This is a genomic window from Leucothrix arctica, from assembly GCF_003172895.1.
Classification (GTDB): Bacteria; Pseudomonadota; Gammaproteobacteria; order Thiotrichales; family Thiotrichaceae; genus Leucothrix; species Leucothrix arctica.
Map to the genome: position 1 here is coordinate 284022 of NZ_QGKL01000042.1, position 24809 is coordinate 308830.

General features: G+C 42.7%; 21 protein-coding genes and 1 pseudogene. 9 read left to right on the forward strand and 13 right to left on the reverse strand.

Translation table 11 applies throughout. The annotated features are described in order from the left end of the window. Nucleotides 1-61: 61 nt before the first annotated feature. Both DKT75_RS18380 and DKT75_RS18385 read left to right on the forward strand, forming a co-directional pair. Complete coding sequence (locus DKT75_RS18380) at nucleotides 62-1279, forward strand: malic enzyme-like NAD(P)-binding protein (RefSeq protein WP_109825535.1); 1218 nt, start codon at nucleotides 62-64, stop codon at nucleotides 1277-1279. Nucleotides 1280-1522: 243 nt separating this feature from the next. Next, nucleotides 1523-2086 (forward strand): hypothetical protein, encoded by a 564-nt coding sequence (locus DKT75_RS18385; protein ID WP_109825537.1) that lies wholly within the window; start codon nucleotides 1523-1525, stop codon nucleotides 2084-2086. Between the two features lie 74 nt (nucleotides 2087-2160). On the opposite strand, the gene DKT75_RS18390 is transcribed toward DKT75_RS18385, so the two are convergent. From DKT75_RS18390 to DKT75_RS18450, 13 genes are all read right to left on the reverse strand, one after another. After that, complete coding sequence (locus DKT75_RS18390) at nucleotides 2161-3273, reverse strand: S1C family serine protease (RefSeq protein ID WP_109825539.1); 1113 nt, start codon at nucleotides 3271-3273, stop codon at nucleotides 2161-2163. 258 nt (nucleotides 3274-3531) lie between these two features. After that, nucleotides 3532-5475: an acetate--CoA ligase gene (gene acs / locus DKT75_RS18395; RefSeq protein ID WP_109825541.1), complete on the reverse strand. Its 1944-nt coding sequence runs from the start codon at nucleotides 5473-5475 to the stop codon at nucleotides 3532-3534. A 291-nt stretch (nucleotides 5476-5766) separates the two neighbouring features. After that, nucleotides 5767-6675 carry a response regulator gene (locus tag DKT75_RS18400; protein WP_211665489.1) on the reverse strand — a complete coding sequence of 303 codons (909 nt, stop codon included), beginning with the start codon at nucleotides 6673-6675 and terminating at the stop codon, nucleotides 5767-5769. A 4-nt stretch (nucleotides 6676-6679) separates the two neighbouring features. Beyond that, on the reverse strand, nucleotides 6680-9610 hold the full coding sequence (locus tag DKT75_RS18405; protein ID WP_109825543.1) for a hybrid sensor histidine kinase/response regulator: 2931 nt from the start codon (nucleotides 9608-9610) through the stop codon (nucleotides 6680-6682). Nucleotides 9611-9640: 30 nt separating this feature from the next. Beyond that, nucleotides 9641-11464, reverse strand: coding sequence for a methyl-accepting chemotaxis protein (locus tag DKT75_RS18410; RefSeq protein ID WP_109825545.1), 1824 nt, complete (start codon nucleotides 11462-11464; stop codon nucleotides 9641-9643). Then, complete coding sequence (locus DKT75_RS18415) at nucleotides 11461-11985, reverse strand: chemotaxis protein CheW (RefSeq protein WP_109825547.1); 525 nt, start codon at nucleotides 11983-11985, stop codon at nucleotides 11461-11463. The genes DKT75_RS18410 and DKT75_RS18415 overlap by 4 nt, the downstream gene beginning before the upstream one ends. A gap of 5 nt (nucleotides 11986-11990) precedes the next feature. Beyond that, entirely contained in the window at nucleotides 11991-12386 is a 396-nt protein-coding gene (locus DKT75_RS18420) for a response regulator (protein ID WP_109825549.1), read from the reverse strand. Nucleotides 12387-12762: 376 nt separating this feature from the next. Then, the gene (locus DKT75_RS18425; protein WP_109825551.1) at nucleotides 12763-13290 is read right to left on the reverse strand and encodes a gamma carbonic anhydrase family protein; all 528 of its coding nucleotides are present in this window, start codon (nucleotides 13288-13290) and stop codon (nucleotides 12763-12765) included. 9 nt (nucleotides 13291-13299) lie between these two features. Next, nucleotides 13300-13701 (reverse strand): CBS domain-containing protein, encoded by a 402-nt coding sequence (locus DKT75_RS18430; RefSeq protein WP_109825553.1) that lies wholly within the window; start codon nucleotides 13699-13701, stop codon nucleotides 13300-13302. A 35-nt stretch (nucleotides 13702-13736) separates the two neighbouring features. Next, entirely contained in the window at nucleotides 13737-13973 is a 237-nt protein-coding gene (gene nqrM / locus DKT75_RS18435; RefSeq protein ID WP_109825555.1) for a (Na+)-NQR maturation NqrM, read from the reverse strand. A gap of 124 nt (nucleotides 13974-14097) precedes the next feature. Then, the gene (locus DKT75_RS18440) at nucleotides 14098-15831 is read right to left on the reverse strand and encodes a sodium:solute symporter family protein (protein ID WP_211665490.1); all 1734 of its coding nucleotides are present in this window, start codon (nucleotides 15829-15831) and stop codon (nucleotides 14098-14100) included. A gap of 10 nt (nucleotides 15832-15841) precedes the next feature. Continuing rightward, nucleotides 15842-16093: a DUF4212 domain-containing protein gene (locus tag DKT75_RS18445; RefSeq protein WP_109825559.1), complete on the reverse strand. Its 252-nt coding sequence runs from the start codon at nucleotides 16091-16093 to the stop codon at nucleotides 15842-15844. 162 nt (nucleotides 16094-16255) lie between these two features. Continuing rightward, nucleotides 16256-17170, reverse strand: a complete 915-nt coding sequence (locus DKT75_RS18450) for a LysR substrate-binding domain-containing protein (protein WP_109825561.1) — start codon at nucleotides 17168-17170, stop codon at nucleotides 16256-16258. Between the two features lie 139 nt (nucleotides 17171-17309). On the opposite strand from DKT75_RS18450, the gene DKT75_RS18455 reads away from it, so the two are divergent. The 7 genes and pseudogenes from DKT75_RS18455 to DKT75_RS22325 all read left to right on the forward strand — a co-directional run bounded on the left by DKT75_RS18455 (nucleotide 17310) and on the right by DKT75_RS22325 (nucleotide 24492). Further along, nucleotides 17310-19088: an assimilatory sulfite reductase (NADPH) flavoprotein subunit gene (locus DKT75_RS18455; RefSeq protein WP_109825563.1), complete on the forward strand. Its 1779-nt coding sequence runs from the start codon at nucleotides 17310-17312 to the stop codon at nucleotides 19086-19088. 111 nt (nucleotides 19089-19199) lie between these two features. Next, nucleotides 19200-20948: an NADPH-dependent assimilatory sulfite reductase hemoprotein subunit gene (locus DKT75_RS18460; RefSeq protein ID WP_109825565.1), complete on the forward strand. Its 1749-nt coding sequence runs from the start codon at nucleotides 19200-19202 to the stop codon at nucleotides 20946-20948. Nucleotides 20949-21300: 352 nt separating this feature from the next. Beyond that, a complete protein-coding gene (locus tag DKT75_RS18465) occupies nucleotides 21301-21819 on the forward strand; it encodes a hypothetical protein (RefSeq protein ID WP_211665491.1) in 519 nt (172 codons plus the stop codon). Nucleotides 21820-21886: 67 nt separating this feature from the next. After that, a complete protein-coding gene (locus DKT75_RS18470; protein ID WP_109825569.1) occupies nucleotides 21887-22306 on the forward strand; it encodes a DUF3010 family protein in 420 nt (139 codons plus the stop codon). 1 nt (nucleotide 22307) lies between these two features. Beyond that, nucleotides 22308-22622, forward strand: coding sequence for a hypothetical protein (locus DKT75_RS18475; protein WP_109825571.1), 315 nt, complete (start codon nucleotides 22308-22310; stop codon nucleotides 22620-22622). 1 nt (nucleotide 22623) lies between these two features. Next, entirely contained in the window at nucleotides 22624-23406 is a 783-nt protein-coding gene (locus DKT75_RS18480; RefSeq protein WP_109825573.1) for a protein kinase domain-containing protein, read from the forward strand. Nucleotides 23407-23514: 108 nt separating this feature from the next. Beyond that, nucleotides 23515-24492 (forward strand): annotated as a pseudogene (locus tag DKT75_RS22325) (IS30 family transposase). Nucleotides 24493-24809: the final 317 nt, after the last annotated feature.

The following is a 24809-nucleotide window of genomic DNA, read 5'->3' on the forward strand; positions in this document are numbered from 1 at the left end:
TATCCGTAGTTGTACATATAACTACTTAAAAGTCTGTTGGAAAACACTAGAGAGAATTACTATGTCAGAATTGAGAGATGCTGCACTGCAGTATCATGCTGAGCCTAAGCCAGGGAAGTTGGAAGTAAATATTACTAAGCCAACTGCGACACAATACGATCTATCGCTTGCTTATTCTCCGGGTGTTGCAGAGCCGTGTAAAGAAATTGAAAAAAATCCAGATGATGCTTACAAGTACACAGGTAAGGGCAACTTAGTTGCTGTTATTACTGATGGAACGGCTGTGCTGGGTTTAGGTAATATCGGCGCACTAGCGGGTAAGCCTGTAATGGAAGGTAAAGGCGTATTGTTCAAGCGCTTTGCTGACATTGATGTATTTGATATCGAAGTAAGCACTACAGATACTGAAGAGTTCATTAAAACGGTTACAAACATTGCTGACACGTTTGGTGGAATCAACTTAGAAGATATCGCAGCACCACGTTGTTTCGAGATTGAGCAGCGCTTGAAAGAGACACTAGATATCCCTGTATTCCATGATGACCAGCACGGTACTGCTATCATTATTGCAGCGGGCATGATGAATGCACTTAAGCTTCAAGGTAAGAAACTTGAAGATGCTAAAATCGTTTGTCTAGGTGCTGGTGCAGCAGGTATTGCATCTGTAAACCTACTTGTAGGTATGGGCGCTAATAGCGAAAACATCTACATGATCGATCGTAAGGGTGTGATTCACACGGGTCGTGAAGGTCTGACTAAAGAGAAGCAAGCAGCAGCAGTAACAACTGATAAGCGTACACTAGCGGATGCTTGTGACGGCGCTGATGTATTCATTGGTTTGTCTGGTCCTGACCTAATGACTGTTGATATGTTGAAGTCTATGGCTCCAAATCCAGTTGTCTTTGCATTGTCTAACCCTAACCCTGAGATTGCTCCAGAGTTGGCTAATGCGACACGTGATGACCTAATCATGGCGACTGGCCGTAGTGATTACCCAAATCAGGTTAACAATGTACTTTGTTTCCCATTCATCTTCCGTGGTGCACTAGATGTTCGTGCAAGCGACATCAACATGGAAATGAAGATTGCGGTAGTTAAGGCACTGACAGAACTAACAATGGAACCTGTTCCACAGTCTGTTATGGATGCTTACGGTAAGACTGAAATGTCATTTGGTAAGGAGTACATCATTCCTACACCACTAGATCCACGTCTAGGCGAGCGTATCCCAGCAGCAGTAGCTCAAGCGGCTAGAGATTCAGGCGTTGCGCGTATCTAAATCTGTTTGATTGTTGATCAAAAAAGCCCGACTTGTCGGGCTTTTTTGTATCTGACATATTATTTTCAGGGATACTATCTCTTAAAGTCTACCGTTAATCCGCCATAGCATTGTGACCTAATCTTGCTTAAATCAGAATCACCTATAGATCAGCTTTATACCGAGATACTAATCGGCTCCAGCCGAATCTGGTTGGTTCCTATAAACAAGTAAATAATAAGTCTAATGCTCCAAGGAGATACAATGATTAAGACAGTTCCTTCAATAATGGCGATTTCTGCAATTTTATTCACAGCAGGTTGCACCAGTTCAGGCGTTAAAGGTAATTCATACAACGGTATGGCTGCTCACAACGGTGCTTATGCTAACCAAGCTAATCGTGCATACCAAGGCAACTCAAGCTACAACGTTCAGGGTGGTCAGTACCAGCAAGCTTCTTGTGCTAATTGTGGTCAAGGCTCTCATGCAGTTGCTCACGATCATGGACATAGTCGTAGCACAACTGGCCAGACGGTAACTCACCGTCATGCTGGTAACTCTGGTCACGCTCACAATGGCATGTCAGGTAGTCACTCTTATGTAACATCTACAGCTGGCCGTAATGGCGCTTATGCTGCAAACAACGGTTACGCTAACACATCTGTTCGTGGTGCTGGTTATGCACGTACAGGTGGTGGTATCGGTGCTACAGCAGCTAAGGTTGCTGGTGCGTTATTAGTTGGTGGTCTTATCTATAAGGTTGCAGATGATAATAATGACGATAGTGGTACAACAACTACAACAACGACTACAGATGATGGTAAGTAAGCTTTAACGCTTAAGAAAAAGGCTGCACCAATAACATTGGTTGCAGCCTTTTTTATGAGTAACTTCTTTGTCTTTTAGGATTTGGGTGATGTTAACAACACGCTTACATTAATCTGCCGGTTACCTCTAAGAATGGTTAAGTTCACCGACTGGCCAGCTTCATACTCGTCTAAGATATCTAATAAGTCGGCAACCGTTGTCACTGTTCGATCATCAAACTCTTGAATCACATCACCAAGGACGTATTCATCGTTCACATACGAGATGCCGATTAAGCCAGCAGAATCAGCACCACTGCCTTCTGCGACGCCCAAAATAGCGACACCTTCCACGCCATACTCTTTACTAATAATTCGGTTGGAGTGCTCGTCAATATTTAACCCAAGTACTGGGCGAATATAACGGCCTTTCGCAATCAGTTGTGGCACGACACGATTGACATTATCAACGGGGATAGAGAATCCAATGCCTGATGAAGAGCCAGAAGGACTATAAATAGCGGTATTAATCCCGATCAATCGTCCTGCACTATCAATTAACGGCCCACCGGAGTTACCGGGGTTTATCGCGGCATCGACTTGAATCAAGTTTTCAATCTGTCCACCCGCTTCACTGTCAATGGAACGACCTAGGGCTGAAATAATCCCTGTTGTCAGCGTGTGGTCTAGACCAAAAGGGTTACCAATCGCATAAATACTTTGGCCCACTTTCAAGTCATTACTCGTGCCAATAGGAACGGGCTTAGGGCTGTCGATCGGAACATTGATTTTGAGTACCGCAATATCATGTCGTGGGCTAGCACCGACTAAAATCGCTTTATAGGTTCTGTGGTCCGATAGTCGCACCGTGGCTGATGATGAGTTTTGTATGACATGGTAGTTAGTGACCACGTGACCGCGTTTATCCCAAATAAAACCTGAGCCAGAACCAAGTGGTGTTTCGCTTACCGTACGAGTCCATGCATTTAGCTGTGTATCTTGCGTGTTAATAAATACTACTGAGGGGCTCGTATCCTCAAAAATCTTAATGGTGTTTTCTTCATCGCTAAGTAACTGTCCACGGTCAGTCACCGCTCTAGGTTCAGTCTGGCCTTCTAGTAACCAGCCTTTAAGGTATGGCTTAGTAATAAATAGAACAACTAAGACGACGATGGCCCAAATGGTGAGGTTAAAGAGTTTTTTCAACATGATCTCGTAATGCTAAATTTCAGGGGATTAGTAATCTTAGAATAAACTAGATGACTAAAAATGCCGAGTTTATTTAGTATACCGATCATTAAGTTACATGATCTGCTATAAATCTAACGTCATAATGTAAATACAACGATTGTTAGTTCGCTATTTACTAAGTAACTATCAGCAGTTTTTAGCATTTTTGACGCAATAAAAAAGCCAGCAGAGAAACCCTGCTGGCTTTGATAGAACTAATTAAACTAGTGTAACGGTTTAAGTGTTTTCGCGATGCGCCACAAGGTCATCAACCACTGATGGCTCAGCGAGTGTTGATGTATCACCCATGCTATCAATTTCATTCGTCGCAATCTTACGCAAAATACGACGCATGATTTTACCAGAGCGAGTTTTTGGTAGGCCTGGTGACCACTGAATGATATTAACCTTAGCGATCGGACCAATCTCTTTACGTACTGTCGCGATTAACTCAGCTTTAAGCTCATCCGTTCCAACTTCTCCGTTCATAGGAGTGACATAAGCATAAATACCTTGTCCTGTTAGATCGTGCGGGTAGCCAACAACCGCAGCTTCAGCAACTTTAGGGTGCAAGCCAAGTGCCGCTTCAATTTCAGCAGTACCTAGGCGGTGACCAGAGATGTTTAGTACGTCATCTACACGACCAGTGATCCAGTAATGGCCATCTTCGTCACGACGTGCGCCGTCACCCGTAAAGTAGTAACCCGGGAACATAGCAAAGTATGTCTCGTAAAAACGCTTAGGGTCACCATAAACACCACGGATAGCACCAGGCCAAGGGCGATCAATCGCCAAGTTACCCGCAGCAGGGTTACCTTCGATTACATTACCTTCATCATCTAGTAGTACTGGGCTAACACCAAAGAACGGCTGCATAGCAGAACCTGGCTTAAGGTCGTTAACACCCGGTAGTGGCGTCATCATGTGACCACCTGTTTCTGTCTGCCACCATGTATCAACGATAGGGCAACGGCCGCCACCAATCACATTGTGGTACCAATCCCATGCTTCAGGATTGATCGGCTCACCTACGGTACCTAGTACACGTAAGCTTGCACGAGATGTCTTTTCAACAGGCTCATTACCCGCAGCCATTAATGAACGAATCGCTGTCGGTGCTGTGTAAAAGATATTTACTTGATGCTTATCAATGATCTGCCAGAAACGAGACATATCAGGGTAGCTTGGGATACCTTCAAACATAACAGTAGTCGCACCGTTAGTCAGTGGCCCATAAACGATATAAGTATGTCCTGTTACCCAACCAACGTCAGCTGTACACCAGTACACATCGCCGTCTTTATAATCAAATACAGTCTTGTGCGACATTGCCGCTTGTACTAGGTAACCACCAGTGGTGTGTAGCACGCCTTTTGGAGTACCTGTCGAGCCAGAGGTATAAAGAATGAATAACGGATCTTCTGAGTCCATTTGCTCAGGCTCACAGTCAACACTCGCCTTAGCGACTTCGTCGTGGTACCAAACGTCACGGCCTTCAGTCCATTCGATAGGGTCGCCACCACGCTTAACCACGATACATGTATGTACCGAAGGGCAGGTTTTAAGTGCAACATCTGCATTAGCTTTAAGCGGAACACGCTTGCCACCACGCATCGATTGGTCAGCTGTAATGACAACAGAGCAATCAGAATCTTGAATACGACTAGACAGTGCTTCAGGTGAGAATCCACCAAACACGATTGAGTGCACAGCACCAATACGTGTACAAGCAAGCATTGCAAACGTTGCTTCAGGAATCATTGGCATGTAAAGAGAAACACGATCGCCTTTTTTAACGCCTCTTTCTTTCAGGACGTTAGCAAGCTGACATACTTCTTTGTGTAGTTCGCGGTAGCTGATTAGACGTGTATCTTCTGGAGAGTCGCCTTCCCAAATGATGGCAGTCTGGTCGCCGCGTTTTTCTAGATGACGATCAATACAGTTGTATGAAACATTTAGCTTAGCTTCAGTAAACCAGTTGATGTGTAAGTCTGCTTGAGCAAAGCTCCAGTCGACAGTTTTTTTCCAAGGTTTAAACCAAGTAACGTATTCATTTGCTTGCTCAGCCCAGAATGCATCAGGGTCGTTGATAGACCGTGCATACATTTCTTCATACTTTGCATGGTTGATGTGAGCTTGATCTGCAAATTCCTTAGAAACTGGGAATGTTTTATCAGACATTAATATGATCCTCCTTGTAAAGACTTGTAATTGGAAGTTATGTACACGAGTAGCCACTACTGTCTAACATACATTTTAATTACAAATTTAAGTGAAATTCAAATAAGAACATAGTATGGATTTGCAGGACTCTCCGTTACTAGACTTTAGTCTATTTTTAGGTTTATAGTGAATTTTTAAGCATAAAGAGCCGTTAAACTAATGAAAACCGTATTAATAGATACTTAGTATAAATTATATATAAGTACACAAGCACGAAAGTGCTATGTGAAAGTTCATACTGTTTTTTGATTAACGGAACTCATTTAACCAATTGATAATACGTCCTGTCACTCGTTGGAACTGATCTGGCTTAACAGGTTTTGTTAGATATGTAGAGGCACCTGCAATTACACCTTTAACTTCATCTAGCGGCGATGTTTTTCCACTGAGCATAACGACTGGGGTTTTTTTGTAGCGAGGGTCTTTGCGAATTTTGCCACAGGTTTCATAACCATCAATACCAGGCATCATTATGTCTAGAAATACTAGGTCGTAGGTCGTACCACCAATCTTCTCTAAGGCTTGCTCACCACTTTCAGCAAAGTCACAGCGTAAACCAGCACTTCTAAGTTCAAGTTCCAGCTGCTTTCGTATAGCAGCGCTATCATCAATGACTAAAGCGAGATAGCTTTTGCTTGCTTCTGTGCTTGTTGGGTTTGGCTCAACGAAAGGCTTTACTGCCGTTATCGCCGCTTTTTCTAGAACAGCTTCAGCAGCAGTTTGTACTTCATTTGAAGCATCAATCGCTGACGTCTCGCTAGATAACTCCGCATGAGCACTCGTAGCAGGTGAGGGTGCTTGCACTGCTGTGTCATTCACCTTAGTTGTCACTAATTGACCAGCAGGTAGAGACTCCATCGTACGCATGACACGCGTCACTAGTAATGGGCGCTGCACTTGCACATCACCTTCAGTACAGGTCTTATTATTACTAACAACAAGCAGTAAGTTTTTGCTTTGTAGTTGGCGAGCTGTTTTTAAATTGCTTTCATCATCATCCGTAATCAAAACATTGGATTGACTTGGATTAAGCGTGATTTCAAAATTCTGCCCACGCGCTTTACAAAAACTTATGACACGTTCAAAGGTAGCCTGATCGGCGAGCGGTAGCCCGACGAAACAGATTTTTATTGAGTGTGTTTCTCTAATTTTAGTCATGGACCTATTTTAACCACTTTTCTATATGGTTTTGAAGTGTTTCACGATCGACAGGCTTAATTAGATAGTCATTTGCACCTGCGATTTGTGCCTGCTTACGGTGTTTATTAGTTGCGCGGGAGGTAATCATTACAAATGGGATGTGTGCGAGTGATTCATCAGCGCGTATAGCCTTAGCCAGCTCCAAGCCATTTACACGGGGCATTTCCAAATCACTCAAGATCAAATCAGGTATGTTGTCCTGCATTTGCTCTAGTGCATCTTGCCCATCAACTGCGGTTACCGTTGTATACCCCAATTGCTGTGCGGTAATACTCAATGCCTTACGGTTACTTAAGGAGTCATCAACCACCATTACGACAGATTCATCAGAAACCTTCTGCTGAATGTCTTCATAAGCCGAGCGTGTTGAGTCAGATAAGTTTTGCAACAGACGTGGTAAATCAAGTACCGCAGCCACCGCACCATCACTCAACAAGCAGGCTCCATTTAAACCATCTACATTACTTAGCCAAGGTGCGAGTGATTTTACAACCACTTCTCTTGGTTGAAGTACGCTATCGACAATGAGTGCATAGTACTTCTGTCTATCTGTAACCAATATAACAGGGTAGCTCTCAGTGAGCTCTGGTCTAGGGTTACCCCAGCCTAACAGGTCTGATAGCTGAATCACTTCATAGGAGCGGTTACTGATAAGTACTGAAAAGTGATCATTATCAGAAAGCAGGTCGCCTGAGTTAATAGTGTGTAAGCGATCAATACTATCGACAGGAATCGCCACCGTATTTTCAGTAATTTTTACCATAATAGTATTTGCTGCTACCAAGGTTAAGGGTAGGCGAATACTAATGGTCGTTCCTTTGGCGGGAGTAGATTCAATTGATAATGATCCACGTAGGCGTGATACAGCATCTTGGACGACGTCCAATCCAACACCACGTCCAGAAATATTACTAACAACGTCACGTGTCGATAAGCCTGCTAATAAAATCAGCTCAAGCTTCTCAGTATCAGTGAGTACTTGCTCTTTAGTTACTAAGTTTTGCGCAAGTGCACGTTTATAGACTGAGTCAGCGTCAATACCTGAGCCATCATCAGTCAGTGTCATAATGACGTACCGACCTTCCTGCTTAAAGCTTACCTCAATTTTACCCGTGTCATCTTTAGACTGTTTTTTACGCTCTTCAATCGTTTCGATACCGTGATCAACCGAGTTCCTTAGCAGGTGAAGTAGCGGGTCAGTCAGACCTTTCAATATATCGGTATCTACCGCAAGATTACTGCCGACAATATTTAGTGTGGCCTTTTTACCGGTGCTCCTACACGTTTCACGGACGATACGTTCAAGGCGTGGCGTCAACGACTCTAGTGACTCCATCCGTGTATTTATTATGGTCGCATTTAGCTCACGGTTAATGCGCTGATGCGAGTGAAGTTTGTCATTTAGCTGGCGCAAGCTCTGCTGTAACGAGCGCTGTAGCTCACGCGAGTCACCGAGTGTCTCACCGAGTATTCCGTAGGTGCTGTGTAGTTCGTTATAAACCTCAAGCTCTAGCTCATCATACTCAGGGTTATCTTCACTTTGTTTTTGAACTTGTTTAAATTGTAAGTCGATCGCTTTTTCAAGCTCTGCCATATTATCATCAGTACGGTCGCCATCTTTTTTCAAGTTTTGGCTTTGAGCTAACATGTCTTTGATGTTGTCGCTTACTTGGCTGGTTGAAGTAACAAGTTCTTCAGCAAGGTTAAGTAGGTCATCGATCAAACTGATCGGTACACGCATGGTCGGCTCATTCCCAAGGCTACGTGCAGGTCTCTGTGCTTGTATCGCACCCGCTGAAAATAGCTCTTGGGATGTCAGCAACTCAGAAGTAAGGGCGAGTGGGTCAGGGCCCTTTATCACTTTCTTTACTACGGGTGCTTTTACCGGCGGTGCATCAAAGGTGATTTCTTCATCCGTATCGTCTAGCTCATCATCGTTACCGAAGTGACTTGGCTCTACACCGCTATTAAGTTGAATAGCAGTGGTTTCAAGCTGACTCAATAGCGATTCAAACTGTGCAGGCAGCGGCTTCTGGTTAAGCATAGCTTGGCCCATGTCATCAAGGCAGTCAGCCGATAATGACAGCAGCTCTTGATTATCTGGCGATAAGCTACGATCAACCGAATACTCTAAAATCTCTTCTAACTGATGAGTGAAAGCAATCAGTGAGGTAACACCTACCACACCACTAGCACCTTTAATGGTATGTGTTAAACGGGCTGCAAGCTTATGTTCGTCTTGAGTCGCATTACCAGCCGCAATCTTGTGGATGAGGGCGGTAGACTCTGTAATTTGGTCGGGTGTGTCAGAAAGAAATGCAGTTAATATTTCAGGGTGGACATCATCATCCCATTGGATCGTATATTGACTAGTATTTGCAGGCTCAACCTCAATCTCAGGAATAGGCGTTGCAATAACCTCATTTTCTGTATCATCAAAAGATAGGGTCGTTTCTGTTGCTTCGTCTGTCTTGCTAGGCATAAGCGATAGCAACACGCTTTCTAACGTATCAACGGGCATCGCTACCGGCCAATCTTCATGTTGTAGCGCTTCACTGAGCAGAGGCAGTAAAGAAGAGTCTTGTTGACGAATGTTAGACGCCAAAAATTCAGCCCATTGAAAAAAGTGACCTTCATTTTGCAATTGCGCCATGACTTTTGGTTTATCAGATGCTTGTTGAGCGTTAGTTGTTAACCACCCACCAATCGCATTCAAAGACGCAAATTCCATCATCTCGCCAACCAGTTGAATCCGTTCAAACTCAGCAATCATATCATTTGCTAGCGCTTGGCTTTCCAAGGCGTCAACCACTTCAGCTTGCATGCTGCGATCTGCCAATTGTAGTGCAACATCTTCCAACTCGTCTGCGACTTCCTGTCTATTATCCAACATGGTTATCTCTCTCGTTAAATGTGATAGCCATTAAGGTTTCAATTTGAATACGTTAACCGACTTAACCAGCTGTTTTGCATACTGAGACATGTCTTCCGTTAGCTGTGCTAGCAAGCTCATCTCTTGACCTGTTGCATTAGTTGTTTCCATGATGCGTGAAGCACGGGCCTGCAAGGTGTCACTCATTTCCATCTGCTCTTTTGACGCATTCGCGATGTCGTTAACCGATAACGTCAGCTTGTTGGTTGCATCTAGTGTTTGTTGCATCTGGTTAGTGGCTTCATCGGCTAGCGCAGCACCTTGAACAACTTGTTCGATGGTGTGATCCATGGTGGCAATAGTAGAGGTTGTTTCTTGCTGAATATTTTTAACGAGCTGCGTGATCTGCTCTGTAGACTCACGTGACGATTCTGCCAGTCGTTGAATCTCATCGGCGATAACAGAAAACCCTTTACCCGCGTCCCCAGCGGCCATTGCCTGCATGTTCGCATTAAGTGCCAGCACTGTCGTACGCTCTGCGATACCGTTAATGATGTCGGTGATGTAACTGATCTCTTGAGAACGCTCACCCAGTCGTTTAATACGCTTACCCGTATCTTGAACAGTATTTCTGATCTCACCAATACTATTTCTAGAGCGAGATACCGATTGATAAGCTTCCTGAGTAGCGCCAGACGTTTTTCCTGCAATATCGTTAGTCTCTATTGCAGACTGAGCAATAGTAGCAAGACGTAAACGGATACTTTCAATCTGCTTTGCCGTTTCTTTGGCTTCTTCCTGCTCGGCTGTCGCGAGCTTGTTGACCGCTTGAGATCGGTCATTTACTGAAGCAGACGTTTGTTCTACCGACATAGCGATCAACTTTACTTCTTCAAGTACTTCAGTCGTGTCTTCAGCAAGCTGATTAATCGCATCAGCCAGTGGCCCTGTCGCATCTTCAGTAACCCGTGCACGTACCGTCAAGTCACGCTCACTTAAGTCAGATACGGCGTCAAGTAGTGAAAATACCGAATGGTTAATCGCTTCGTTATCTTTATCTACTTGGCTTTGCAGTGCCTCGCGGTCATTCATCATTAGGTTAAACGTCTTACCAAGTCGGGTAAGCTCATCGTTACCTGTCAAGCGTGAGCGAGCTTGAGTATTGCCTTTAGATAGCTCATCGATAACGCTAGTTAAGTGTCTAACAGGGCGAGAAATAGACTTGTTAAACAGCATCCCTGCAAGAAGGATTAAGATCAAACCAATCACAATAATAGCGCCAATAGCCTTTGTCCAAAGACCTATTTCATCCTTTGATTGAGTGTATGTGTTGGTTGTTTCTTTAATGCTGTTAACAATCTCTTTATCAAGTGCATTTCTTAGCTGTATTGCAAGCTCAGTAAGTGTGTTTTTTAGCTCATCAATGTCGACTATTTTGCCTTGCTGCTTACCTAGCGTCTGCTGAAAGTTCGCTAAGTTATAGTCGAGCGAAGACTTATCATCCTTTATTTGCTTGGTTCTAGCTTCATTATCTAAGCTTCCAGACAATAGGTAGCTATTCCAGTCATTGTTAAATAGTTCAACATTAGCCGAAACAGTGCTTAGCACTTTGCTATATAAAATATCCGTATCTTCAAGGCTAGATAGTGAGTTGATGATATTAGACTCTAGCGACTTAATCACCGTTGTCGTTTTTTCAATTTTGTGAGTCTCGGTATTGAACTTCGCCAATGACGTAGTTGTGTCGTTGATTACATAGAAGCCAATTGCGCTAATTACTAGCAATACTAATAGCGGTGCAGTCACAAACAATGCGACACGTGTTCCTATCGACGAAGCGCCACTTTTAACGTCTTGGTTAAGCTTGGTACTCATGCCTCATCCTCTAAAGTGTCTTGCTGGATTGTATTTTCAATATTTTGTGCAATAGTGCGTGCCGTATTTTCGGCAATCAGCTGATTAAACAAAGCGCTGTGATTAGCCTTAAAAAGTGCCAATTCATCTGTCTCTACTTTTTCTAACAGCCAGTGCGGATGTTGCTCATTCTCGATTGGTACTACATCATCTCCTGTGTAACTAAAACGTGAAGGTAAGCAGTCAATTTTGATGGCTATGGGTGGTAGCGGTGTCGCTTCTAAAATAAGCAGCCAACGCGTTTTATTCGTCTGCTCAGACTCAAGCATAAACGCCATATCCAACAAAGGAATAATCTTTCCACGTAGACTAATCAAACCGCTACACCAAGCTGAAGCATGTGGCATAGGGAAGATAGTAGGCTGCTCAACTATTTCTGTTTTTATGTCGCTTTCTAATAAAACATTATTGCCAGCAGTCGTGTAGTAGAACGCAGCATTTTCTTGAGCGGTTTCGCTCGGTAACTCAACTTCATTACTCATAAGATTTAAAGAGCACTCAGGCGTAGCAATAGTTCATCGTCATTGTAAGGTTTGGTAATATAGTCAGATGCACCTAACTTCATTGCCCACTTACGATCCACTTCGTTTGATTTGCTGGTAACCATCACGACAGGAATGTCTTTGGTCATAGGGTTTCTTTTTAGCTTGCGGCAAGTCTGATAGCCGTCACCATTTTCCATGATGATATCAAGTAACACTAAGTCTGGTGTTTCTGCATCCATCAACTCAAGAGCTGCTTGGCCCGAGTCAGCTGTAATGACTTCATAGCCACCTGAAAGTAATACTTGTCTAAGATGAGCTCTTTCAGTCTTTGAGTCATCAGCAATTAGGATCTTAATGAAGTTATCATTTTGTACAGGTATGTTATCTACAGCATTCATGGTGGGGGTGGACCTTAAATGTTAAGTGTTAACGATAAATCCAGGCCTTGCTAAGGCATGGTTACATCAAAATAATCATGCCTAGGTGACTGTGAGAAAGTAGAGTGTTGTTAGAAGTTTTGCCTATACTTTTAACAAATACTTTCAAATTAAGGGGCATGGCTTTGATATTTCTGTCAAATAGCGTGTAAAACTGAACGACAGCTTAGCAATAGTAGAGTTTCCAATACCGTTTGTCTTATCATTTTTGGTGATTGATTTGATTACTAAAATTTATACAAGTCTGCGCTAAAAGCATAGTAATACACATGGAATGATATATAGACTTATTTGTTCAAATAGTCGCCAAACGTACGGATATTTGACGACTAGATCATTAAAACTTTTTAGATAGTTTTACGTAATTCTGAGCAGAGTACGGAAGAAATTCACGTTCTTTGTCAGTTAAGGGGCGTTTTTTCTTAGCTGGATTGCCAAGATATAAGTGGCCCGACTCTAAGGTCTTGCCGGGAGGTACAATGCTACCAGCAGCGATGATAACGTCATCTTCAACCACAGAATAATCCATAACAATCGCACCCATACCGATCAGGCAGCGGTTACCAATCGTACAAGCGTGGAGAATGGCTTTATGACCCACCGTCACGTCATCGCCAATCACAAGCGCTGCACCACCTTCACGAGTGTACTCAGGGCTAGCATGTACTACATGTAACACAGAACCATCTTGAACGTTAGTGCGCTCGCCAATACGAATGTAGTTAACATCACCCCGGATGACCGTACACGGCCATACTGACGAGTCAGCACCAATTTCAACATCACCTATGACTACCGCAGACTCATCTACATAAGCGGAGTCATTAAGTTTTGGCGTTTTGCCATCAAATGTACGTATTGTCATAAGATGTGTCTACTTAAGTGCTGCGTCAGAAATGGCGCGCAAAATATCACCACGATAAATAACACCTACCACACGGTTATCTTCCATCACTGGGAAGAAGCGATAAGGGGTATTCATGAACTCTTTAGCGATAAAAAGAATGCTGTAGTTAGAATCAACCGTCTTTACTTCACGAGACATGATGTCGGCGACTGTTAGGTGACTATTAAGGTCAAAGTTACCTTCGATAGACGCACGAATGCAATCAGAACCAGAGAGCACGCCCACCAAGTTACCGAGATCATCAAGCACAGGAGCTGCGAAGATCTTTTGTTTATTAAAGACAAAAATGACGTCCGTAATATATTGATCCGGTTTAATCGTGATGAACTTAGGATTTAAATAGTTTTTAACGTGAAGTGCTTGCTGCATAGATGACTCTCCATAATAGGTAATAGGCGTTCTACTTATAGCTTACGAAACTCTATTGGTGACTCCTTAATTTCGTCTGAAGATTGTTCTTTAGCCATGCGCGCTTTTTTCTTGTCGCAAGGGTTAGAGCATGAGCAGTCGTTACTGAGGCCTGGGATATTCCCCAAACCACCACAACTGCCTTTTAGTTCGCGGTTATTGAAGATCACACCAACAGACATGCCAAGGGCAACCAATGTAAATACAATAAATGCGGCTATAAAAACGGACATCGTTTATACCTGAATTCTTTAAGTAATCTTTATTATAGCAGGTAGTAACGATTTGAGAATAAAAGCTACAAAAAAGAAAGGCTCCATAAGGGAGCCTTTCTTTATGTCATCAAACTAAAAGAGCTTAGTGAGATGTGTCTGCCGCACCTGAACCAGACGGAACACGGAAGTTATCAACCATGTCCTGAATGTGTGCAGGAGCTGGACCAGTCATCTTCGTTACTGCAAATGCAACAGCGAAGTTAACGATTGCGCCAACAGCACCAAAGGCATTAGGTGAGATACCTAAGAACCAATCTGGCTCCATTCCGCCTAGGAACGAAGTACCCGGGATAAACATAATTCCCTTGTGTTGGAATACGTAGAACAATGTAATACCAATACCAGACAACATACCTGCGATAGCAGCTGTGCTACTGATGCGCTTCGAGAATATACCCATCATAAGCGCAGGGAATATAGATGAAGCAGCTAGACCGAATGCAAGTGCAACTGTACCTGCGGCGAATCCTGGGGGATTAAGCCCGAGATAACCTGCCACAAATATCGCACCCGTCATCACCAGTCGACTGGCAAATAGCTCATTTTTCTCACTCAGATTCGGCGTGAGAACTCCCTTCATTAAGTCATGGGAGATAGATGAGGATATAGCCAACAGCAAACCAGCTGCCGTAGATAGTGCCGCTGCAAGTCCACCCGCTGCGATCAATGCAATTACCCAGTTAGGTAGTTGTGCGATCTCAGGGTTAGCCAATACCATAATGTCACGGTCAATCTTAACCATTTCATTAGTTTCTTTGTCTGCAGTGTACTGAATCTTACCGTCGCCATTCTTATCTTCAAACTTAAGAAGACCCGTCTGTTCCCAGTTCTTGAACCACTGTGGACGTGCTTCATACTCAAGCGCACCAGTGTCAGGTACCAAAGTAGTCATCAAGTTCATACGAGCCATCGCGCCAACAGCAGGAGCAACAGTGTATAGAGCAGCGATAAATACTAGCGCCCAACCAGCAGAAGAACGTGCATCTTTAACAGTCGGAACTGTGAAGAAACGCATGATAACGTGTGGTAGACCAGCAGTACCGATCATAAGAGATAGTGTGTAAGCGAACATATTCAAGCCACTACCCAAAGATTGAGTTGTGTACTCTTTAAAACCAGTGTCCGTTAGAACTTGGTCAAGCTTGTCTAGAAGATAAATATCTTCTTCGCCAATCATCTTACTACCTAGACCAATCTGTGGAATAGGGTTACCTGTTAACTGTAGTGAGATAAACACAGCAGGAACAGTGTAAGCAAAGATCAATACACAGTACTGAGCGATCTGTGTGTAAGTGATACCTTTCATGCCACCTAGAACAGCATAAACCCATACAACGAACATTCCGATGTAAAGACCTAAGTCATAATCAACTTCTAAGAAACGAGAGAAAGCAACACCAACACCTTTCATCTGACCGATTACATAAGTCAAAGAAGCGATGATTAGACATGCTACCGCTACGATACGAGCTGTCTTAGAGTAGTAACGATCACCGATGAACTCAGGAACCGTGAACTTACCATGCTTACGTAAGTAAGGAGCAAGAAGCATTGCTAGTAGAACGTAACCACCTGTCCAACCCATTAGGAATACAGAACCACCGTAACCCAAGAAAGCAATTAGACCCGCCATTGAGATGAAAGATGCAGCACTCATCCAATCAGCAGCAGTAGCCATACCATTTAGTACAGGGTGAATACCTGCGCCAGCGACGTAAAATTCTTTAGTCGTTGCCGCACGAGCCCACCAAGCAATACCGAAGTAAAGGGCGAAACTTGCAAAGACAACAATGTACGTTAATGTTTTTAATTCCATGATTATCGTCCTACTCCTGTACGCCGAACTTCTTATCTAGTTGATTCATGCGGAACGCATAAAAGAAAACTAGGAATAAGAAAACGTAAATTGAGCCTTGCTGTGCAAACCAAAAACCAAGTTTGTAGCCACCAAGACTGAAGTTATTTAGTACGTCGACTAGCAGTAGTCCACAACCAAATGACACGATAAACCACACCGTTAGGCAAAAGTACACCAAGCGTAGATTCGCTTTCCAGTACTCGCTATTATCAGCTTTCATCCGATTCCTCCTTTTTTCAAATAAACCACGCTAATGCGAGGTCACTTACCAACCTGAACACGGCCACTTGTGCTTATATCAGGTTGCTTAGGCTAGATTACGTGATGACGTAGGCCAATAGTATTATACTAAGGTCTAATTATAAGACGAAGACCTAAGTAATTAGGACTTTTGTAGCTGTTTATTTAACGTACCACCGTGCGACTCTAAGATGTCCACAATATCAGTCATATAGCTCTTGAGGTGTTTGTCTTTCATATAGGCAATTCGGGTTACTGACACAGGGAAGAACTCTGACATATCGCGCATTAATAGCTCTTGGTTCTCATCTAAGGTATGCGCAAGACTTGCGATAATCCCGACACCAAAACCTAACTTTACATAGCTCTTTATCACGTCGCTGTCAGTCGCAGAAAAACTCGTATCTATGTGTAGGTTTTGATCTAAAAAAGCTTTCTCTATTTTGGAGCGACCTGTAAAACCTAATACGTAAGTAAGAATAGGGTACTCAGCAATACGCTCAAGGCTCAGCTTTCCCTTAGCTAATTCATGGTCTCTAGGGATGATCAGTGCATGGTTCCAATCATAACAATGATGAGTCGCCAAAGCATTATCGTCAGCAATCTCTTCAGTACAGATCGCAATATCTGCTTCACGGTCATGTAACATCTGCACTAATTGTGCGGGATTACCCTGTAAAAAGTTAACTTTTACCTTCGGGTAACGCTGTCTAAACTCATTTAAGACGGGCGGTAAGAAGTACTTAGCCTGCATATGAGTCGTCGCAATGCGAATCTCGCCTTTTTCGCCGTCACGAAACTCGTCAGCAATCCCTCTAATATTTTCTAAAGATAGCTCAATGTTGTCAACTTCCTGTACAATCGCGTCGCTTAACGCAGTGGACTTGACGAGCCGCTTACCTTTACGTTCAAACAACGGTAGGCCTAGCTCCTCTTCGAGTAAGCTCAGCTGTCGACTTACAGCGCTTTGCACAACAAAGTGCTGTTCGGCTGCTCGCGAAATATTCAGTCCATTATTGAGTACTGTTTTTAGGAGTTGGAGTTGGAATATCTTCATCTTTGTTATCTTTTAAAGTGATTTAAATATCAAATGTTATCACTTTATTAGAAGCAAATCTTCTATATATACTTCACAGACATCGAAAATATAAGAGTCTGCGTCTTAGACAAAACGCAGATAAGGGATTCATTAAATTATGCAACTTTTGACACCACAACAAATTGAGCAAGCTTCAGCAGTTGTTAACGGTCTCTCGCCCGCTCAACAGGTTTGGGTAAGCGGTTACTTACATGGCCTATCTTCACAGCAGGTAGACATTGGCGCGACTGGTTTATCAGTAAGCGCAGCAGCTGCACCGGCTGTCGCTCAAAAAGTGACTGTTTTGTACGGAAGTCAGACGGGAAATAGCCGTAAGATTGCCGAGAAGTTACACGCTGCACTTGAAGCACAAGGTAAAGATGTGACTTTGAGTAATATGGCAAATTACCGTGGTAACTCGCTGAAAAAAGAAGAGTACCTCTTCACAGTAATCAGTACGCATGGTAACGGCGAGCCGCCAGATGAAGCATTGGGTTTCTTCAAGTTCATCAACGGCGCTAAAGCACCTAAGCTTGATAACATGAAGTTCTCAGTACTTGCACTAGGTGATTCAAGTTACGATGAGTTCTGCCAGACTGGTGTTGAGCTAGATACAAAATTTGCAGCGTTAGGTGCAACTCGTCTTAACGATGTGATTTTGAGTGATGTCGACTTTGCTGAAGAAGCAGAAGAATGGCACAACGCTGTACTTAGTCAACTTGAGAAAGCAAGTGGCGTAACGTCAAGCATTGCATTGGGCGCTACACCTCCAGCAGCAGGCAGCACTGAGTACACAGAGCAAAATCCATTCCAAGCTGAAATCATTGAGAACATTGTTCTTACAGATGACGGTTCGGATAAGTCAGTACTTCACCTTGAGTTGTCTTTAGAAGACAGTGGTATCAAATACCTACCAGGTGACATTGTTGCTATTCAAACGAATAACGCAGAAGACTTGGTAAGCGGTGTAATCAGTAACCTTGGTTTAGATCCAGATACGTCTGTGACTATCAAGAAGGGTACTTACACACTACGCGAAGCACTATCAGCTAAGCGTGAATTAACTCACGTAACACGTAAGCAGCTACAAGCATACGCGGAACTGACAAGCAACACTGAACTACTAGCACAAGCAAAAGAGAAGTCACAACTAGAATACGAACTGTATTCGGCAGACATCTTAGACGTACTTGAGTTGTGGCCTGCAAAGCTAGACGCACAATCACTTGTTGACTGGTTGCGTCCTATGGGCCCACGTCAGTACTCTATCGCGTCAAGTGAAGAAGCGAGTCCTGAAGAAGTTCATGTACTCGTTAAGCATGTTGAATATCACTACCGTGGTCGTGACCATGGCGGCGTATGTTCTTCACAGTTAGCTAAGTCTGAAACAGGTGATATGTTAGGGGTTAGCTTTAAAGACAATGCAAGCTTCAAGCTTCCAGAAAATGGCGACACGAAAGTCATCATGATCGGTGCTGGAACTGGTGTTGCACCTTTCCGTAGCTTCTTGTTTGATCGTGAAGCGAAAGGCATCGAAGGTAACACTTGGTTATTCTTTGGTGAGCAGCGCTTCCAGACAGACTTCTTGTACCAAACTGAGTGGCAGCAGCACCTTAAGTCAGGTGTACTTGAGAAAATGACAGTTGCTTTCTCTCGTGACCAAGAGCAAAAGATCTACGTTCAAACACGTATCCTTGAGCAAGCTGAGCAGTTCTATGAATGGCTAGAAGCTGGCGCACACATCTATATCTGTGGTGATATGCACCGTATGGCTAAAGACGTTCATGAAGCATTGATTGAAGTCGTTACCAAGCAGTCAGGTCGCAACGCAGACGAAGCAAGCGAATGGCTAGATCAGCTAGTTGCTGAGAAGCGTTACCAGCGTGACGTTTACTAAGCTTATACTTAGTTAACTGCTTCATACTTAATTGACTTACTGGTTTTCACAAGTTGTCTTTCAGTAAATTAATCAGGCATATAGAACATATTTGAGATGTAATTTAAGATCATGAATACTCCAATAAAAAAAGTCCCAGGCGTTGTAGAGCCGGGCAGTGTTGACGTTGAAACGTTTAAAGATGAAAGTGACTACCTACGTGGTAACTTGATCGAAGCATTTGCTGACCCTATCACTGGAAACATTGGTCCTGCGGAAACGCAGCTAATCAAGTTCCACGGTGCTTATGTTCAGGATGACCGCGATCAGCGTATACGTCGCCAAGAAAAGAAACTAGAGCCAGCTTACTCATTCATGATTCGTATGCGTATGCCGGGTGGTGCACTCACGTCGAAGCAGTGGTTGAAATGTGACGAGATCAGCAACACCTACGGTAACGAGACGATTAAGTTAAGTACTCGTCAGGCAGTTCAGTTCCACGGCATCATTAAGTTTGATCTTGATAAAAGCATCAAGATGATGGACGAAGTTGCGCTAGACAGTATTGCAGGTTGTGGTGACGTTAACCGTAACGTAATGGTGACACCTGACCCAGCACTTCAAAAAGCTAACGAAGAGATTTACGGCTACGCTAAGACTATCTCTGAGCACTTGTTGCCACAGAGTCGTGCTTACCACGAGATTTGGTTAGACGAAGGTAAAGGCGAAGGCAAGAAGCTTGTCGCTGGTGGTGAAGAAGAGCTAGAGCCACTTTACGGCAAGCACTACTTACCACGTAAGTTTAAGATTGGTATTGCGACACCTCCATATAACGACATCGACGTTTACATTAATGACATTGGTCTTATCGCTATTGTTGAAGATGACAAACTACTTGGCTTTAACGTCGCAGTAGGTGGTGGACTTGGGAAGACTTATGGCCGTGACGATACATTGCCACGTCTAGCGAGTGAAGTTGGTTTCTGTACGCCTGAGCAAGTACTTAAAGTATGTGCTGAGACGATGATGATTCAACGTGATTACGGTGAGCGTAAAGACCGTAAGCTATCTCGTTTCAAGTACACAGTTGATAAGTACGGTCTTGATTGGTTTAAGACTGAGCTTGAAGAGCGTTGCGGCTTTGAGCTTGCACCACTACGTAAAGCAGTATTTAAGACGACTGCTGACCAATACGGCTGGCACAAAGACCACACGGGTAAGTGGAACTTGTTGCTACACGTTGAGCATGGTCGTGTTAGAGACACTGCTGAACTACAGCAGAAGAGTGCATTCTTAAAGATTGCTCAAGCTGATGTGTGTGGTTTCCGTTTGAGTGGTAACCAGAACATGTTGTTCCACGGCGTTAAGGCGGCTGACAAGAAGAAGATTGAAAAGATTCTTGAAGAGCATGGTCAGTTTGCTGACGGTCGTGAGTTGTCCGGCATGCGTCGTAACTCATTGGCTTGTGTGTCTATGAACACTTGTCCTTTGGGAATGGCAGAAGCTGAGCGTTACTTGCCTACATTGATCACTAAGCTTGAGCCTTCTCTTGAGAAGCACGGCTTGTTGCAAGATGAGATCAAGATCCGTATGACAGGTTGCCCTAATGGTTGTGGACGTTCTGTGATGGGTGAGATTGGTTTGATCGGTAAATCAATGGGCCGTTACAACATGTACCTTGGTGGCGATGCTGAAGGTCAGCGTCTGAATACTGCATATAAAGAAAACGTAGATGAGGCGACTATTCTTGCTGAGCTAGACGTGATGTTTGGTGACTACGCGAAAGACCGTAAGAAGGGTGAGCAGTTTGGTGACTTTGTTATCCGTAAGGGTATTGTTGCTCCGACTGAAAATCGTATTGAGTACTTTAGCTCGAAGTAAAAATTGAGTGGTATTTGACCTCTGATACTAGAGGGAAGGGCACGCCAATTGGCGTGCCTTTTTTGTTTGTATTTGGTGTCTTTATAACTATATTGAGGCTACCACAAGATTACTGGAGTGTGATTGATGAGGCTAGTGTCCCTGTAGTCTGATATAGTCGTTTTTTTTGTATAATTAAGCCTCTATACAGAATAAATACTGGGGAATCTAAAACACTAAAACAGGGGTAGTTATTTAGAATGAATGTAGGGAATATTACAATATTACTTGATAAAAGATGGGAGCTGAAAGACTTATCAGTTGTCACAAAAGAGTACGGGCAGCTTTATAGTTTTTTTATGTTGTGAATTGTGTGGCTTCTGGCAAGCATGTCGACTTGGATTTTTCCACTTACCCTTGGCGTGGAGGTTATAGTGTAATTAATTTTTTTCAAAGGTCATACGGCTTAACAAATGAAGAACATAAGTTACAAGTTTCTAAGTTACAGTACGCCTCACCAGGGTTTATAGAGCTAACCGGTGTAATAGGTGTCGCTGCAGATGTTGCTACTTTAGTATCAACACTTTGTGGATCTGTATTTGCTATAAACAAAACTTATGACTCTGTAGTTAGCAGCTACCATAAAAGAAAGCTTGGTAGCATAAATGTACAAGAAGCAGCCTCAAAATTATCAAGAGATGACATAGAATTTGTAAGAAATTCAGTAAAAAACCTATCAGAAAGTTTTAATTTGAAACATGAGCATATTACAGCAATTCAGCAAATATCTAACGAAAACGAACTAGTTCAATTAAAGATGCTACTTGCTCTTTATCGTAGAGCTGAGCCGATTGTTGAGCAGCAGGACTCAGGTAAGGCAAGACTAGAATAAACCCGCTCGTAAAATTGCCTACTCTTTTATAACTAGCATTACACTTTAACTTTTATAGGCTATAAGAATGAATCGAATTTGTGGTATTGAGTTTAAATCATCCGAAGCAATTTTGGTTGTCTTGGAGCATGGTGTTGATGGCTTTTATTTTATAGATATCGAGCCGAGAAAAATTAAGCTTGGAGATGATGAGTCAATTGAGTATGTGCGGTCTTTCTATAATTCAGTTGTCAACTTTATTAAAGACAACCATATTGAAATGATCGTAATAAAAAAAAGAGCTAAAAAAGGAACTATGGCAGGCGGTGCAGTCTCATTCAAAATGGAAGCACTTGTTCAACTAAATGGTGTGTGTGATGTTAGTTTTATTTCTGGACAAGGGATAGCAGCTGCAAATAAAAGAGATCCATTTATCATCCCCAATAATATAAAAAAATATCAAGAAGCCGCCTTCATGTCTGCTGAATTATATTTACGTAAAAATTAGAATGACTAAGTTTTTTATTGAACAGATAGACGCACCAAATGAAATTATTGAGCAACTAAAGTCGCTTTCTCAAGACATTAAATTTCATCGAGAAGTCACGAAAGGTGGTAATGGCTATTTGTTTTTTGGTGAAAATCGTATTTTAAAAATAAAAGTAGCAGTAAAATTCTATTATTGGGGTGGAGAAGAGAAGTATCATGCTGAACCAAGTACTTTGGCAACAATTAACTCACCTCATGTACTGAATGTTCAAAATGCAGGTTTGATCGACGGTGAGTGGGCTTACTTTGTAACACCATATTGTGAAATATGGTGATATGGATGATGTTTTATACAAGACAAGCCTTGGGAACATCAAGGCAGTAAACTTAACATGTGAATTGCTCATGGGCGTTGGCTCACTACATGAGAAGAGATATCTACATAGAGATTTAAAACCAGCAAATATATATGTTGGAGAGAATTACCAAGCAATTATTGGTGATTTTGGTTCAATAAAATTAGTACCTGAAGGTCTTGAGTCTATACCCGCGTCTAGTCATGCTGTTCTATACAGACCCCCCGAGTCTGTTAAAACTAATTCTTATGGCTTTCAGGGTGATATTTACCAATCAGGCATAGTTTTATATCAATTACTTGGGGGGACTTTGCCGTATGATGAAGTGTCTTGGCTTTCTGGCAATGAGCTTAAAGAATATAATAAATTAGATAAAGGCGCTGATCAGTCTATTTTTGTTGATCAATGTATTATGTCCAAAATTACCAAAGGAAAAATACTTGACCTTACATCCTTGCCAGTATGTGTACCTGATTCCCTTAAGCGAGTTATTAGAAAAGCAACGCATCTAAATCCAGATAAAAGATTTCCCACAGCGTCAGCATTTCACGTACAACTAAATAATCTTAAAGGAGAAATACCCGATTGGGTTATTCACGAAAACGTATTAACATTAAACGCAAAAACTTCTTATAGGGTCGATACTATTAAAGGGGTAGTTGTTATAAAAAAACGTAAGGGGCTTGGAGCGTGGAGGAAAACAAATGATATTTCAGCCTCCAATACTGCTGAAGCAGTATTAAAAATAAATCAAAAAGCTTGATCGATCGAGTTTGCGCTGGAGTAATAGAATAAGTGCAACACGCACCTGATTGAAAAGTGAGTTAACTGGCGTTACCGTTTCAGTTCTCACACAAAAAACAGGTCTGCTATGAGCACACATTATCGCCAGCTAACTCAGGCACAACGATACCAAATTTGGAGCTTGCGAGAAACTAAACATAATTTACGTCAAATAGGGTGCAAAGTAGGCGTTCACTATTCAACAGTTAGCCGTGAGTTGAGACGGAATAAGTCTGCCAACGGTTATGAAGCCGCTTCCGCTCATCTCCAGAGTATTGGCCGACAGAAAGAGGCTGCAAAGCATCATAAAGTCAGTAATAAAACGGATGACCTTATTAGGAAAGGACTTTGTTTAGACTGGTCTCCAGGGTCGATCAGCCAGCGAATGAAGCGAGAGGGAATCCCACAAAAAGAGCGTTTAAGTCACAGCACGATTTACCATCGAATAAAGAAAGACAAACGTCAAGGAGGCGTGCTTTATCAAGCATTACCTTGCTATGGAAAGACACGCTGGAAAGGTGGAAAACGCAATAGAAAAGCGGGTGTAAAGCTCATTCCTAATCGAAAAGATATATCAGAGCGCCCAGCTATTTTTGATAAACGCACGCGACTCGGTGACTGAGAAGGCGATACGATCCATGGTCAATCAGCATACTTAGTAACACTCGTTGAGCGTAAAAGCCTCTTCACTCTATTCAAACGAGTTTGGAGCAAAAACAAGAAAGATGTTGGCAATGCGCTGATTGATTTACTCAGTAAAGTAGAGATAAAGAAGACCGTGACACTGGATAATGGCGGTGAGTTTGCTGACCAGGTTCGTGTTAGCAAACAAGCTAATGTCGCTATTTATTTTGCAAAACCTTATGCCAGTTGGCAGCATGGTACGAGTGAAAATACGAACGGCAGAATACGTCGTTTTTGGCCGAAGAAATTTGATCTTGGCACACTAACGGATAAAGAAATTAACGAGCGCCTTATCCAATTAAATTTTACACCTCGAAAGATATTAGATGGTTTAACACCACTCGAGGCCTTTACAGGAAAGCGTGTTGCACTTATTACTTGATACCAGCGCTAAGCGACATATTTTGACAGGTAAAAATGGATAAATCGGCGAAGTAGTGTTTAACCTAATGCTTGTAACAAAAAGAAAACGGCAAGCTATACATCCAATCAAGCCAGAAGCTTTGATTGTTGCATTCGAATTCTTAGGCGCTAGCTTGTTAAGTAGTACTGAAGATATCGAAGAAGTGCGCGGGCTTCTGAGGTACAAACTCGTCTTCAAGAAATAATAGCGACCTCGTTTTAGGAGCTCCCTTTACGCAAGTAATGGCTGTCAGTTTAACCCGAGTTTTTTCTCATTAGTTTGACCTTATTAATTTA

What these genes read in the sequence shown, in the direction of transcription:
- DKT75_RS18380 (WP_109825535.1), top strand. Translation starts at nt 62, where the DNA reads ATGTCAGAATTGAGAGATGCTGCACTGCAGTATCATGCTGAGCCTAAG.
- DKT75_RS18385 (WP_109825537.1), top strand. Translation starts at nt 1,523, where the DNA reads ATGATTAAGACAGTTCCTTCAATAATGGCGATTTCTGCAATTTTATTC.
- DKT75_RS18390 (WP_109825539.1), bottom strand. Translation starts at nt 3,273, where the DNA reads ATGTTGAAAAAACTCTTTAACCTCACCATTTGGGCCATCGTCGTCTTA.
- acs (WP_109825541.1), bottom strand. Translation starts at nt 5,475, where the DNA reads ATGTCTGATAAAACATTCCCAGTTTCTAAGGAATTTGCAGATCAAGCT.
- DKT75_RS18400 (WP_211665489.1), bottom strand. Translation starts at nt 6,675, where the DNA reads ATGACTAAAATTAGAGAAACACACTCAATAAAAATCTGTTTCGTCGGG.
- DKT75_RS18405 (WP_109825543.1), bottom strand. Translation starts at nt 9,610, where the DNA reads ATGTTGGATAATAGACAGGAAGTCGCAGACGAGTTGGAAGATGTTGCA.
- DKT75_RS18410 (WP_109825545.1), bottom strand. Translation starts at nt 11,464, where the DNA reads ATGAGTACCAAGCTTAACCAAGACGTTAAAAGTGGCGCTTCGTCGATA.
- DKT75_RS18415 (WP_109825547.1), bottom strand. Translation starts at nt 11,985, where the DNA reads ATGAGTAATGAAGTTGAGTTACCGAGCGAAACCGCTCAAGAAAATGCT.
- DKT75_RS18420 (WP_109825549.1), bottom strand. Translation starts at nt 12,386, where the DNA reads ATGAATGCTGTAGATAACATACCTGTACAAAATGATAACTTCATTAAG.
- DKT75_RS18425 (WP_109825551.1), bottom strand. Translation starts at nt 13,290, where the DNA reads ATGACAATACGTACATTTGATGGCAAAACGCCAAAACTTAATGACTCC.
- DKT75_RS18430 (WP_109825553.1), bottom strand. Translation starts at nt 13,701, where the DNA reads ATGCAGCAAGCACTTCACGTTAAAAACTATTTAAATCCTAAGTTCATC.
- nqrM (WP_109825555.1), bottom strand. Translation starts at nt 13,973, where the DNA reads ATGTCCGTTTTTATAGCCGCATTTATTGTATTTACATTGGTTGCCCTT.
- DKT75_RS18440 (WP_211665490.1), bottom strand. Translation starts at nt 15,831, where the DNA reads ATGGAATTAAAAACATTAACGTACATTGTTGTCTTTGCAAGTTTCGCC.
- DKT75_RS18445 (WP_109825559.1), bottom strand. Translation starts at nt 16,093, where the DNA reads ATGAAAGCTGATAATAGCGAGTACTGGAAAGCGAATCTACGCTTGGTG.
- DKT75_RS18450 (WP_109825561.1), bottom strand. Translation starts at nt 17,170, where the DNA reads ATGAAGATATTCCAACTCCAACTCCTAAAAACAGTACTCAATAATGGA.
- DKT75_RS18455 (WP_109825563.1), top strand. Translation starts at nt 17,310, where the DNA reads ATGCAACTTTTGACACCACAACAAATTGAGCAAGCTTCAGCAGTTGTT.
- DKT75_RS18460 (WP_109825565.1), top strand. Translation starts at nt 19,200, where the DNA reads ATGAATACTCCAATAAAAAAAGTCCCAGGCGTTGTAGAGCCGGGCAGT.
- DKT75_RS18470 (WP_109825569.1), top strand. Translation starts at nt 21,887, where the DNA reads ATGAATCGAATTTGTGGTATTGAGTTTAAATCATCCGAAGCAATTTTG.
- DKT75_RS18475 (WP_109825571.1), top strand. Translation starts at nt 22,308, where the DNA reads ATGACTAAGTTTTTTATTGAACAGATAGACGCACCAAATGAAATTATT.
- DKT75_RS18480 (WP_109825573.1), top strand. Translation starts at nt 22,624, where the DNA reads ATGGATGATGTTTTATACAAGACAAGCCTTGGGAACATCAAGGCAGTA.